We start from the raw sequence: 12,996 nt of genomic DNA, 5'->3' as shown, positions 1-12,996 counted from the left end.
CGTTTCGTCTTCACACACCGCAATCTGGCGCTCTTTCGAGTCAGCAAATTGCTTGGGTGTTATATGGTCAAGCCTCACGGGCAATTAGTACAGGTTAGCTCAACGCCTCACAGCGCTTACACACCCTGCCTATCAACGTCGTAGTCTTCGACGGCCCTTCAGGGGACTCAAGGTCCCAGTGAGATCTCATCTTGAGGCAAGTTTCCCGCTTAGATGCTTTCAGCGGTTATCTTTCCCGAACATAGCTACCCGGCAATGCCACTGGCGTGACAACCGGAACACCAGAGGTTCGTCCACTCCGGTCCTCTCGTACTAGGAGCAGCCCCTCTCAAATCTCAAACGTCCACGGCAGATAGGGACCGAACTGTCTCACGACGTTCTAAACCCAGCTCGCGTACCACTTTAAATGGCGAACAGCCATACCCTTGGGACCGGCTTCAGCCCCAGGATGTGATGAGCCGACATCGAGGTGCCAAACACCGCCGTCGATATGAACTCTTGGGCGGTATCAGCCTGTTATCCCCGGAGTACCTTTTATCCGTTGAGCGATGGCCCTTCCATACAGAACCACCGGATCACTAAGACCTACTTTCGTACCTGCTCGACGTGTCTGTCTCGCAGTCAAGCGCGCTTTTGCCTTTATACTCTACGACCGATTTCCGACCGGTCTGAGCGCACCTTCGTACTCCTCCGTTACTCTTTAGGAGGAGACCGCCCCAGTCAAACTACCCACCATACACTGTCCTCGATCCGGATAACGGACCTGAGTTAGAACCTCAAAGTTGCCAGGGTGGTATTTCAAGGATGGCTCCACGCAGACTGGCGTCCACGCTTCAAAGCCTCCCACCTATCCTACACAAGCAAATTCAAAGTCCAGTGCAAAGCTATAGTAAAGGTTCACGGGGTCTTTCCGTCTAGCCGCGGATACACTGCATCTTCACAGCGATTTCAATTTCACTGAGTCTCGGGTGGAGACAGCGCCGCCATCGTTACGCCATTCGTGCAGGTCGGAACTTACCCGACAAGGAATTTCGCTACCTTAGGACCGTTATAGTTACGGCCGCCGTTTACCGGGGCTTCGATCAAGAGCTTCGCGTTAGCTAACCCCATCAATTAACCTTCCGGCACCGGGCAGGCGTCACACCCTATACGTCCACTTTCGTGTTTGCAGAGTGCTGTGTTTTTAATAAACAGTCGCAGCGGCCTGGTATCTTCGACCGGCGTGGGCTTACGCAGCAAGTGCTTCACCCTCACCGGCGCACCTTCTCCCGAAGTTACGGTGCCATTTTGCCTAGTTCCTTCACCCGAGTTCTCTCAAGCGCCTTGGTATTCTCTACCCAACCACCTGTGTCGGTTTGGGGTACGGTTCCTGGTTACCTGAAGCTTAGAAGCTTTTCTTGGAAGCATGGCATCAACCACTTCGTCACCCAAAGGGTAACTCGTCATCAGCTCTCGGCCTTGGAATCCCGGATTTACCTAAGATTCCAGCCTACCACCTTAAACTTGGACAACCAACGCCAAGCTGGCCTAGCCTTCTCCGTCCCTCCATCGCAATAACCAGAAGTACAGGAATATTAACCTGTTTTCCATCGACTACGCTTTTCAGCCTCGCCTTAGGGACCGACTAACCCTGCGTCGATTAACGTTGCGCAGGAAACCTTGGTCTTTCGGCGTGGGTGTTTTTCACACCCATTGTCGTTACTCATGTCAGCATTCGCACTTCTGATACCTCCAGCAAGCTTCTCAACTCACCTTCACAGGCTTACAGAACGCTCCTCTACCGCATCACTTACGTGATACCCGTAGCTTCGGTGTATGGTTTGAGCCCCGTTACATCTTCCGCGCAGGCCGACTCGACTAGTGAGCTATTACGCTTTCTTTAAAGGGTGGCTGCTTCTAAGCCAACCTCCTAGCTGTCTAAGCCTTCCCACATCGTTTCCCACTTAACCATAACTTTGGGACCTTAGCTGACGGTCTGGGTTGTTTCCCTTTTCACGACGGACGTTAGCACCCGCCGTGTGTCTCCCATGCTCGGCACTTGTAGGTATTCGGAGTTTGCATCGGTTTGGTAAGTCGGGATGACCCCCTAGCCGAAACAGTGCTCTACCCCCTACAGTGATACATGAGGCGCTACCTAAATAGCTTTCGAGGAGAACCAGCTATCTCCGAGCTTGATTAGCCTTTCACTCCGATCCACAGGTCATCCGCTAACTTTTCAACGGTAGTCGGTTCGGTCCTCCAGTTAGTGTTACCCAACCTTCAACCTGCCCATGGATAGATCGCCCGGTTTCGGGTCTATTCCCAGCGACTAGACGCCCTATTAAGACTCGCTTTCGCTACGCCTCCCCTATTCGGTTAAGCTCGCCACTGAAAATAAGTCGCTGACCCATTATACAAAAGGTACGCAGTCACCCAACAAAGTGGGCTCCCACTGCTTGTACGCATACGGTTTCAGGATCTATTTCACTCCCCTCTCCGGGGTTCTTTTCGCCTTTCCCTCACGGTACTAGTTCACTATCGGTCAGTCAGTAGTATTTAGCCTTGGAGGATGGTCCCCCCATATTCAGACAAAGTTTCTCGTGCTCCGTCCTACTCGATTTCACTTCTAAGATCCTTTCGCGTACAGGGCTATCACCCACTATGGCCGCACTTTCCAGAGCGTTCCGCTAAAATCAAAGAAGCTTAAGGGCTAGTCCCCGTTCGCTCGCCACTACTAAGGGAATCTCGGTTGATTTCTTTTCCTCAGGGTACTTAGATGTTTCAGTTCCCCTGGTTCGCCTCTTGCACCTATGTATTCAGTACAAGATAACCATCTTATGATGGCTGGGTTCCCCCATTCAGACATCTCCGGATCAAAGTCTGTTTGCCGACTCCCCGAAGCTTTTCGCAGGCTACCACGTCTTTCATCGCCTCTGACTGCCAAGGCATCCACCGTATGCGCTTCTTCACTTGACCATATAACCCCAAGCAATCTGGTTATACTGTGAAGACGACATTCGCCGAAAATTCGAATTTCTCAACTAAGAGAACTCACAAATTTTACCTTAGCCTGATCCGTTACCAGTGAAAGTAACGTTCAGTCTATCTTTCTATCACATACCCAAATTTTTAAAGAACGAACTAGTCAAAGACTAGAAATCAACATTCACCATCGAACCGATGGAATGCTCATTTCTAAGCTTTATACAATCGAAGCAGTAGTGGTGGAGCCAAGCGGGATCGAACCGCTGACCTCCTGCGTGCAAGGCAGGCGCTCTCCCAGCTGAGCTATGGCCCCGTATTTCTACAGGCGTTTCCCACACAAAATTGGTGGGTCTGGGCAGATTCGAACTGCCGACCTCACCCTTATCAGGGGTGCGCTCTAACCAACTGAGCTACAGACCCAATTTCGAGCTACTAAGGCCGACCTCACCCTGCTCTTTACCACAGAGCATGGGGTGCGCTCTAACCAACCAAGCTACAACCCTTTTGGCTGCTTCTATCGTCTTCTTCAATGAATCAAGCAATTCGTGTGGGAGCTCATGAAGCAGCTGCGGTCGTCGATTAAGGAGGTGATCCAGCCGCAGGTTCCCCTACGGCTACCTTGTTACGACTTCACCCCAGTCATGAATCACACCGTGGTAACCGTCCTCCCGAAGGTTAGACTAGCTACTTCTGGTGCAACCCACTCCCATGGTGTGACGGGCGGTGTGTACAAGGCCCGGGAACGTATTCACCGCGACATTCTGATTCGCGATTACTAGCGATTCCGACTTCACGCAGTCGAGTTGCAGACTGCGATCCGGACTACGATCGGTTTTGTGGGATTAGCTCCACCTCGCGGCTTGGCAACCCTCTGTACCGACCATTGTAGCACGTGTGTAGCCCAGGCCGTAAGGGCCATGATGACTTGACGTCATCCCCACCTTCCTCCGGTTTGTCACCGGCAGTCTCCTTAGAGTGCCCACCATAACGTGCTGGTAACTAAGGACAAGGGTTGCGCTCGTTACGGGACTTAACCCAACATCTCACGACACGAGCTGACGACAGCCATGCAGCACCTGTCTCAATGTTCCCGAAGGCACCAATCCATCTCTGGAAAGTTCATTGGATGTCAAGGCCTGGTAAGGTTCTTCGCGTTGCTTCGAATTAAACCACATGCTCCACCGCTTGTGCGGGCCCCCGTCAATTCATTTGAGTTTTAACCTTGCGGCCGTACTCCCCAGGCGGTCAACTTAATGCGTTAGCTGCGCCACTAAGAGCTCAAGGCTCCCAACGGCTAGTTGACATCGTTTACGGCGTGGACTACCAGGGTATCTAATCCTGTTTGCTCCCCACGCTTTCGCACCTCAGTGTCAGTATCAGTCCAGGTGGTCGCCTTCGCCACTGGTGTTCCTTCCTATATCTACGCATTTCACCGCTACACAGGAAATTCCACCACCCTCTACCATACTCTAGCTCGACAGTTTTGAATGCAGTTCCCAGGTTGAGCCCGGGGCTTTCACATCCAACTTAACGAACCACCTACGCGCGCTTTACGCCCAGTAATTCCGATTAACGCTTGCACCCTCTGTATTACCGCGGCTGCTGGCACAGAGTTAGCCGGTGCTTATTCTGTCGGTAACGTCAAAACACTAACGTATTAGGTTAATGCCCTTCCTCCCAACTTAAAGTGCTTTACAATCCGAAGACCTTCTTCACACACGCGGCATGGCTGGATCAGGCTTTCGCCCATTGTCCAATATTCCCCACTGCTGCCTCCCGTAGGAGTCTGGACCGTGTCTCAGTTCCAGTGTGACTGATCATCCTCTCAGACCAGTTACGGATCGTCGCCTTGGTGAGCCATTACCCCACCAACTAGCTAATCCGACCTAGGCTCATCTGATAGCGCAAGGCCCGAAGGTCCCCTGCTTTCTCCCGTAGGACGTATGCGGTATTAGCGTCCGTTTCCGAGCGTTATCCCCCACTACCAGGCAGATTCCTAGGCATTACTCACCCGTCCGCCGCTCTCAAGAGGTGCAAGCACCTCTCTACCGCTCGACTTGCATGTGTTAGGCCTGCCGCCAGCGTTCAATCTGAGCCATGATCAAACTCTTCAGTTCAAACATCTTTGGGTTTTGAGAAAACCCTAAACTTGGCTCAGCAATCGTTGGTTACATCTTTGATTTCTCGCGGAGTAACTTGTGATGCTGATAATCTGTTGACTAGCAGTCTGACTCCACAAGCACCCACACGAATTGCTTGATTCAGTTGTTAAAGAGCGGTTGGCTGAGCCTTTCGTCTCAACCGAGGCGCGCATTCTACAGCGCCCCGTGTATCTGTCAAGCGGTTATTTTAAGAAGTTTTCAAAGTTTCGCTTCGGAAACATCAACAACTTCAACCACTTGCGCTTCCGATCTCTCGTTAGCGGGAGGCGAATTCTACAGCGTTACTCGCTGCTGTCAACACCTCTTTTTCACCGCTTTCGACCGAGAAGATCGAACCGCCGATAGAGCCAAACATCACCGCTCCATCTGCTCCTTCCAAGCTTCGATGAACTGAAGCCCTGCACCTTCAAAACCTACTTAACTCGTTGAATCTCAAGGAGTTTTCCGTTTCGACTGCGCCGGAAGTGGGGCGAATTATAGACTTCCAGAATCTGCCGTCAACCCTTAATTTGATTTTTCTATCTAACGCGTCGAGACGGCACTTAAATATGGCCGCTATATAGACGGAATCGCTGCAGATGCGCAATATACTGCTCAACTCAGCTTCTCCGCCCTTACTCTGGACGACACTTCGCAATGACACCCCCTTCACATCGCAACCTGGCCTCCACCCTGTACCCGGTTGCCTTGCTATTAATAGCCATGGCTTCCATTCAAGCGGGGGCTTCCCTCGCCAAAAGCATGTTCCCGGTAGTGGGCGCACAAGGGACTACGACGCTGCGACTCATCTTTGCCAGCCTCATCATGCTGTTGATGCTACGCCCCTGGCGCGCCAAGCTCACCGCCCAGTCCCTGCGCACGGTGATCGTCTATGGGATGGCACTGGGCGGCATGAATTTCCTCTTCTATATGTCAGTTCGTACCGTTCCGCTGGGCATCGCCGTTGCATTGGAATTCACCGGGCCTCTGGCAGTCGCCATTTACGCCTCGCGCCGGGCCATCGACTTTCTCTGGATTGCCCTGGCAGTGGTGGGTCTGTTGCTGCTCATACCGACCGGCGCGACCAGCGCCAGTATCGACCTGGTGGGTGCCGGCTACGCACTCGGTGCCGGCTTCTGCTGGGCGTTGTACATCCTGTTTGGCCAGAAAGCCGGAGCGGACAATGGTGTGCAGACCGCTGCACTGGGGGTCATGATCGCGGCCCTGTTCGTCGCGCCCATCGGCATTGTCCACGCGGGCGCCGCACTGCTCACACCGAGCCTGATTCCAATCGCCATCGGCGTCGCCATCCTGTCCACAGCCCTACCCTATACATTGGAAATGATTTCCCTGACTCGAATGCCTGCCCGCACCTTCGGCACCCTGATGAGCATCGAACCGGCAATCGCAGCCTTGTCGGGACTCGTCTTTCTTCATGAGTACTTGTCCCTGGCCCAGTGGATGGCCATCACCTGCATCATCCTCGCGTCGGTGGGTGCAACGCTGACCATGGCCAACACGGCAAAGCCTGCCGTCGCGGCAGATTGAAGCAGGATTTAACGAAGCTCTGGTATTTGCCGCGCATTTAGGCCATGTTTAGGTCCGTAACCTAATGTCAGACATGGATTTTTTCATACAGGACGTCATGAACGCTTCACGCAAGAGCGAACACGATCGTACGCGGACACAAGATCCGCGGCGATTATAAGGACGGGAATGAAACGAATTTTGATACTGATCGCCGTACTGGCAGTAGCGGGCTGTGCGGCGACATCGAAAACTGAAGTCAAGCGCGGCAAAAAAGGCCTGCACATCAACTGCTCCGGCCTGTCCTCATCCTGGGACCAGTGCGCCGCCAGCGCCGCCAACTCATGCGCTCCCAAGGGTTACAAGGTCATTGCCAAGTCCGGCGACGCCGTCGAAGAACCCGGGGACTATCCCTTCGGCCTCAATCCCGCCGGCTATACCAGCCGCAGCATGATTGTCATCTGCAAATAAGCGACCTTAGTCGAGCCCTTGGTCGGCCATTCGACGACTGATTTCCTCATGGCTGGACTTGAGTACGTCACGCTGGACTTGCGGCGAGACCAGCATCCGCGCAACCACCAACGCTCCCACGCATTGAGACAGGATGGCCCAGGCCAGGCTGTCGCTTCCCAATATTCGTGCCCAACTTTCGTGCAAGCGACAGATCCACGTTTGCGCCGCCTCCCTCACTTGGACATCCGATCGTGCGATCTCAGCGCCCAGTACCGGCAACGCACACCCTGCCTCGGGCTGCTCGACATGGCTCATGCTCAAGTATTGCTTGAGGCAGCGCTCCAGTTTCATCGAGTCCATGGCACCGTCGCCGCTCAAGCGGTCGAGGCTTTGGGCCAGTTCCCGCTCAACAATGGCCTTGAACAGCTCATCCTTGGATGAAAAGTGGCTGTAGAACGCGCCGCCGCTCAACCCGATCGCTTTCATCAGGCCATCGACACCGACCGTGGAGAAACCTGATTTCTTGGCGGATACGGCACTGCTGGCCAGCAGTTTCTCGCGGGTTTCCATTTTGTGATTGGCTGAATATCGCATGGTCCTGCCCCTGATCGCTCACCTTGACGCTTGCCGGATCTTAGCATAACGTCCGTTTAGTTAACGATCGTTTACCAATGAGGCTAACCATGAATAACAAGAAGGTCGTACTGGTTGTTGGCGCAGGCGATGCCACTGGCGGAGCGATTGCCAAACGCTTCGCCCAGGAAGGTTACGTGGCCTGTGTGACCCGTCGCAGCGCCGATAAACTCGAGCCGCTGGTCAACCGCATCCGCGCCGAAGGCGGCGAAGCCCACGGGTTTGCCTGTGACGCACGCAAAGAAGACGACGTGATCGCACTCATCGAGCAAATAGAGAACCAGATCGGCCCGATCGAAGCCTTCGTGTTCAACATCGGCGCCAACGTCCCCTGCAGCATCCTGGAAGAAACCGCGCGCAAGTATTTCAAGATCTGGGAAATGGCCTGCTTCTCAGGCTTTCTCAACGCACGGGAAGTGGCCAAGCGCATGGTCAAGCGCCAGCGCGGGACAATCCTGTTTACAGGGGCAACAGCGGGATTACGTGGTGCTTCGGGGTTCGCCGCATTCGCGGGGGCCAAGCATGGCATTCGGGCGCTGGCCCAAAGCATGGCCCGTGAACTTGGACCGCTGAATATCCATGTGGCTCATGTGGTGGTGGACGGCGCAATCGACACCGACTTCATCCGCGATCATTTCCCGGAAAAGTATGCCACCAAGGATCAGGACGGCATCCTGAACCCCGAACACATTGCCGACAATTATTGGTACCTGCACAGCCAACCCCGCGACGCCTGGACCTTCGAGCTGGACCTGCGCCCTTGGAGCGAACGCTGGTAACCCCTCCCCTCATAACAACAAGAGCACAGTTACCATGAGCAAATCCGTGGAGTTTTACTTCGATCTGGGCAGTCCGACCACGTACCTGGCCTACACCCAGCTGCCAACGCTGAGTGCACAGACAAACAGCCAGTTGATCTACCGTCCGATGTTATTGGGGGGCGTCTTCAAGGCGACCGGCAACGCATCGCCGGCAACAGTGCCGGCCAAGAACCCTTACCTGTTCAAGGATCTGAATCGCTTCGCCAAACGCTACGGCGTCGCGTTCCAGTTCAATCCACACTTTCCCGTCAACACACTGTTGCTGATGCGCGCAGTGACCGGCATGCAACTGCGCCACCCCGAACGCTTCGAGGTATTCGTCGATTGCCTGTTCCGCGCCTTTTGGGTGGACGCCCGCAACCTCAATGACCCGGCGACTGTCGCATCGGTCCTGAACGAAGGCGGTTTCGACGCCGACTACGTGCTGGCCCTGACGAGCGACGAGCACGTTAAACAAGCACTCAAGAGCGCCACCGAAGCAGCCATCGGCCGGGGCATATTTGGCGCCCCGAGCATGTTTGTCGGCGACGAGCTGTTTTTCGGCCAGGATCGGCTGGACTTCGTCCGTGAAGCCCTCGCCTGATCCTATAGATCAGATCGCCATCGTCCGGGTGTTGAGCCATTGCAGTGCGTCACCGTCCAGCAATGGGCTCAATCGACGCTGAACCTCGGCATGGTAGGCGTTGAACCAGTCTTTTTCATCCTGGGTCAGCAGCGAAGGTTCCAGGCAGCGGGTGTCGATCGGGCACAGGGTGAGGGTTTCGAACTCAAGGAACTCACCGAACTCGCTGCTTCCGGCTTCGCGGTTCAGCACCAGGTTCTCGATGCGCACACCCCAGCGGCCGGGACGATAAGTGCCCGGTTCGATCGAGGTGATCATCCCGGCCTGCATCGCCGTTTGCGGCGCGGCAGCGGCTTGATAGGCAATCACCTGCGGGCCTTCGTGGACATTGAGGAAATAGCCTACGCCATGGCCGGTGCCGTGGCCGTAATCGACCTGCTCCGCCCAGATCGGCGCCCGAGCAATGGCATCGAGCAAGGGCGAAAGAATACCCCGCGGAAATTTGGCCCGGGACAGGGCAATCACCCCCTTGAGCACGCGCGTGCAATCACGTTTCTGCTCAGCGGTGGGTGTTCCGACCGGCACCATACGGGTGATGTCCGTGGTGCCTCCCAAATACTGGCCGCCGGAATCGATCAGCAACAGGCCATCACCTTCGATGACCGCATGGGCTTCTTCCGTCGCGTGGTAATGAGGCATCGCGCCGTTGGCGTTAAAGGCAGCGATGGTGTTGAAACTCAGGGAGACGAAGTCTGGCCGGCGCGTGCGGGCGGCGGTCAGGTGCTCGTCGATGGTCAGCTCGGTGATGCGCTCGCGGCCCCAGGCCCCTTCCAGCCAGGCGAAAAACTCACAGAGCGCCGCGCCGTCCTGCTCCATGGCGCGACGGATGTGCTCGGCGTCGGCCAGGCTTTTGCGCGATTTAGCCAGCGTCGTTGGATTCAGGCCTTCGACCAGCTTCACGCCGCTGCCCAGGTTATCCAGCAAACCGACCGTCACCCGCGCCGGATCGATCTGCAGGCTCGCGCCGTCCGGCACTTCACGCAACGCGGCGGCGGCTTCGCTGTAATCACGCAGGGTCACGCCGTCCTGCGCCAGAACGGCCCGCAACGGTGCGTCAACCTTGTCCAGGGCCACGAACAGCGTTGCCTGCTGCTGGCTAATCAAGGCAAAGGAGACGAACACCGGGTTGAACGACACATCCGCACCGCGCAGGTTGAACAACCAGGCGATGTCGTCCAGCGTGGCGATGAAATGCCAGTCGGCACCACGCTCCTGGAGGGATTCGCGCAACTTGGCGAGCTTTTCAACGCGGCTGACGGTCGCCTGGGGTGGCAAATGGGCATAGACCGGTTGATCCGGCAAACTAGGGCGATCGTCCCAGACCTCCTTGAGCAGGTCGATGTCGGTGCGCAACCGCGCGCCGCGTTCGGCGAGCTTGCCGCCCAAGGTGCGGGCCGAGGCCACGGCCATGACTGCACCATCGACCGCGACCACCCCGCCCTCGGGCGTTTGTTCGGCCAGCCAGTCCAGCGGACCGGGCTGGCCCGGAATGAGCTTGACCAACTCGATACCGCTGCCCTCCAGCTCCTTGGTCGCCTGCTCCCAATAACGGCTGTCGGCCCAGACACCGGCGAAACTGCCGGTGACGATCAAGGTACCCACCGAACCATGGAACCCCGACAACCATTGTCGTCCCTGCCAATAACCCGGCAGGTATTCAGACAGATGCGGGTCGGCCGATGGCACCAGCAATGCGTGAACGCCCTCTCGGCTCATCAGTTGACGGATTCGGGCCAGGCGCTGGGGAACCAGTCCATGGGGCAAAGGCTCGGTGCTCATTGTTTCTCCTGCTCATTGAAATTGTTGTTCGATGCCGAAGACGGCTTATTGAGTGGTGGCCCAGAATGCCGGCGCAGTCGCGCACGCGGCCTTGATCAACCGCACCGCCTCATCGATATCCTGCTCGGTGGTAAAACGCCCCAAGCTCAAGCGAATGGTCCGCCCGGCCGCCCGGGCATCGTGCCCCAGGGCCAGCAGCACGTGGGACGGCGTGTTCTGCGCCGAATTGCAGGCCGAGGTCGCGGAAAACGCAATCGATGCGCCCAATGTCGCCGGATTGAACTCACCTTCGTTGAACGTCAGGCTCAGGGTGTGGGGAATCCGGCAGCTTGCACTGCCGTTTATACACACTCCGGGCAAGGCCAGCAGCGGCTCGAGCAAACGATTGCGCAATCGGGCGACTTTAGCGAGTTCTTCGTCGAATGCCGTGGCTGCCAATTCGAATGCGGCGCCCATGGCGGCAATCTGGTGGGTCGCCAGGGTCCCGGAACGCAAACCGCCCTCATGACCACCGCCATGAATCTGCGCCGACAGCCGTGGCCGGGCACGGTCGCCGACGTAGAGCGCACCGATGCCCTTGGGGCCGTAGATTTTATGCGCGGAAAAAGACATCAGGTCCACCGGCCAGCGGGACAGGTCGATCTGTACCTTGCCGGCGCCTTGGGCGGCGTCCACATGAAACAACGCACCGTGCTCGCGAACGATCTCGCCGATGGCGATGACGTCGTTGACGGTGCCCAGTTCGTTGTTCACCAGCATCAGCGACACCAGGAACGTGTCTTCACGCAACGCCTCGCGAACCGCCTGTGGGCTGACCAGCCCCTCGGCGTCCGGCGCCAGCCAGGTGACCGCGACGCCGCTCTCTTCGAGTTGGCGTGCCGTATCGAGAATCGCCTTGTGCTCGATCAGGCTGGTGATGATGTGGCCGGCGCAAGCACCCCGTGCCTGGGCCACACCCTTGAGGGCCAGGTTGTTGGATTCGGTGGCGCCGGACGTCCAGACGATCTGTTCGGGCTGGGCCCCCACCAACTGCGCCACCTGCTGGCGGGCACGCTCCACCGAGCGCCGGGCCTCCTGGCCGAAGGCGTGGGAACTGGAAGCTGGGTTACCGAAGTTGCCGTCAAAACCCAGGCACTCGACCATGACTCGGATGACCCGCTCATCCACCGGCGTGGTGGCGGCGTAGTCGAAATACAAAGGACGTTTATTCATAGGAAACTCGCAGAGCCTGCTCCGGGATCAGGCGCCCTCGTTGGGTTCGAGACTAGCAATACCTGATCAAAGACCTTAAAGAAGTCGGACTTCATTTAAAAGTGCGTAGGAACGCTCCTGAACAGCGAGCTTAGCAGGCATCGCGTCGAAGCTCAGCCCTCAACTGATGCTTTCGAGCAACAACGGATACATCGAAGCGACCAGCAACAGCGCCATGCCCCAGTTGAACACGCGCAGCCAGCGACGGTCCCGCAACAGGTTGCGCAACAGGCTGCCGCACACCACCCACAGGCTCACGCTTGGCAGGTTGATCAAGGCAAACACCGCCGCAATCACCAGCACATTGAAGAAGTAGCCTTGGAGTGGCGTGTAGGTGCTGATGGCACCGATGGCCATGATCCAGGCCTTGGGATTGACCCATTGGAACGCCGCGGCGCCCCAATAGCTGATCGGCGTATTGTTCCCCGGCTGGCTGTCCGAAACCGGACCGGAGTGGGCAATTTTCCACGCCAGGTACAACAGGTATGCGGCACCGATGTAGCGCAGCGCGGTATAGAGCAGTGGATAAGTCTGGAACACCGCACCCAGGCCAAGGCCTACCGCCAGCACCAGGGAAAAGAAGCCGCAGGTAATGCCCAGCATGTGCGGAATGGTGCGGTTGAAACCGAAATTGACACCCGAGGCCAACAACATGGTGTTGTTAGGGCCGGGCGTGATCGAAGTCACCAGGGCAAACAGGGCGAAGCCCAGCAGCAGGTCAAGCGAAAGGGTCATGTCAGGTCAGTCCATCAGGGGCGGTCAGTCAAGTCACGACCCTACCCCACGTCCTGGCCCAAACCCACGG

Annotated in this window: 8 protein-coding genes, 2 tRNA genes and 2 rRNA genes; 4 read left to right on the top strand and 8 right to left on the bottom strand. The window is 56.7% G+C overall.

All coding sequences use genetic code 11. The features are described from left to right. Positions 1–63: 63 nt before the first annotated feature. The 4 genes from M1D99_RS09670 to M1D99_RS09655 form a co-directional block, all read right to left on the bottom strand. Positions 64–2,955, bottom strand: a 23S ribosomal RNA gene (locus tag M1D99_RS09670). A gap of 246 nt (positions 2,956–3,201) precedes the next feature. Then, a tRNA-Ala gene (locus M1D99_RS09665) sits at positions 3,202–3,277 on the bottom strand. A 30-nt stretch (positions 3,278–3,307) separates the two neighbouring features. Then, positions 3,308–3,384, bottom strand: a tRNA-Ile gene (locus M1D99_RS09660). 160 nt (positions 3,385–3,544) lie between these two features. Further along, a 16S ribosomal RNA gene (locus M1D99_RS09655) occupies positions 3,545–5,081 on the bottom strand. Together the 16S and 23S rRNA genes with 2 tRNA genes alongside form the textbook arrangement of a ribosomal RNA operon. A 681-nt stretch (positions 5,082–5,762) precedes the next feature. On the opposite strand from M1D99_RS09655, the gene rhtA reads away from it, so the two are divergent. Together rhtA and M1D99_RS09645 are read left to right on the top strand one after the other, a co-directional pair. After that, positions 5,763–6,653, top strand: coding sequence for a threonine/homoserine exporter RhtA (gene rhtA / locus M1D99_RS09650; protein WP_186709621.1), 891 nt, complete (start codon positions 5,763–5,765; stop codon positions 6,651–6,653). A gap of 168 nt (positions 6,654–6,821) precedes the next feature. Next, a complete protein-coding gene (locus M1D99_RS09645; protein ID WP_014337379.1) occupies positions 6,822–7,103 on the top strand; it encodes a hypothetical protein in 282 nt (93 codons plus the stop codon). Positions 7,104–7,109: 6 nt separating this feature from the next. Here M1D99_RS09645 and M1D99_RS09640 read toward each other — a convergent pair whose 3' ends face one another. Further along, complete coding sequence (locus M1D99_RS09640) at positions 7,110–7,679, bottom strand: TetR/AcrR family transcriptional regulator (RefSeq protein WP_434574890.1); 570 nt, start codon at positions 7,677–7,679, stop codon at positions 7,110–7,112. A gap of 89 nt (positions 7,680–7,768) precedes the next feature. Here M1D99_RS09640 and M1D99_RS09635 point away from each other — a divergent pair, with 89 nt between their 5' ends. After that, the gene (locus M1D99_RS09635) at positions 7,769–8,497 is read left to right on the top strand and encodes an SDR family oxidoreductase (protein WP_458131686.1); all 729 of its coding nucleotides are present in this window, start codon (positions 7,769–7,771) and stop codon (positions 8,495–8,497) included. Between the two features lie 34 nt (positions 8,498–8,531). After that, on the top strand, positions 8,532–9,122 hold the full coding sequence (locus M1D99_RS09630) for a 2-hydroxychromene-2-carboxylate isomerase (protein ID WP_458131685.1): 591 nt from the start codon (positions 8,532–8,534) through the stop codon (positions 9,120–9,122). A 9-nt stretch (positions 9,123–9,131) separates the two neighbouring features. On the opposite strand, the gene M1D99_RS09625 is transcribed toward M1D99_RS09630, so the two are convergent. From M1D99_RS09625 to M1D99_RS09615, 3 genes are all read right to left on the bottom strand, one after another. Beyond that, positions 9,132–10,940 (bottom strand): aminopeptidase P family protein, encoded by a 1,809-nt coding sequence (locus tag M1D99_RS09625; protein WP_434574884.1) that lies wholly within the window; start codon positions 10,938–10,940, stop codon positions 9,132–9,134. A 45-nt stretch (positions 10,941–10,985) separates the two neighbouring features. Beyond that, positions 10,986–12,152: a cysteine desulfurase family protein gene (locus M1D99_RS09620; RefSeq protein WP_186730978.1), complete on the bottom strand. Its 1,167-nt coding sequence runs from the start codon at positions 12,150–12,152 to the stop codon at positions 10,986–10,988. 159 nt (positions 12,153–12,311) lie between these two features. Continuing rightward, positions 12,312–12,926 carry a LysE family translocator gene (locus M1D99_RS09615; protein WP_053123629.1) on the bottom strand — a complete coding sequence of 205 codons (615 nt, stop codon included), beginning with the start codon at positions 12,924–12,926 and terminating at the stop codon, positions 12,312–12,314. Between the last annotated feature and the right edge of the window lie 70 nt (positions 12,927–12,996).

It is taken from the genome of Pseudomonas sp. R3-41 (genome assembly GCF_054161485.1).
This window is presented reverse-complemented; position numbering and strand designations above follow the sequence as displayed.

Bases quoted from the DNA above. Each gene is read 5' to 3' on its own strand.
- M1D99_RS09640 (WP_434574890.1), bottom strand. From the start codon at position 7,679: ATGCGATATTCAGCCAATCACAAAATGGAAACCCGCGAGAAACTGCTG.
- rhtA (WP_186709621.1), top strand. From the start codon at position 5,763: ATGACACCCCCTTCACATCGCAACCTGGCCTCCACCCTGTACCCGGTT.
- M1D99_RS09635 (WP_458131686.1), top strand. From the start codon at position 7,769: ATGAATAACAAGAAGGTCGTACTGGTTGTTGGCGCAGGCGATGCCACT.
- M1D99_RS09615 (WP_053123629.1), bottom strand. From the start codon at position 12,926: ATGACCCTTTCGCTTGACCTGCTGCTGGGCTTCGCCCTGTTTGCCCTG.
- M1D99_RS09620 (WP_186730978.1), bottom strand. From the start codon at position 12,152: ATGAATAAACGTCCTTTGTATTTCGACTACGCCGCCACCACGCCGGTG.
- M1D99_RS09625 (WP_434574884.1), bottom strand. From the start codon at position 10,940: ATGAGCACCGAGCCTTTGCCCCATGGACTGGTTCCCCAGCGCCTGGCC.
- M1D99_RS09645 (WP_014337379.1), top strand. From the start codon at position 6,822: ATGAAACGAATTTTGATACTGATCGCCGTACTGGCAGTAGCGGGCTGT.
- M1D99_RS09630 (WP_458131685.1), top strand. From the start codon at position 8,532: ATGAGCAAATCCGTGGAGTTTTACTTCGATCTGGGCAGTCCGACCACG.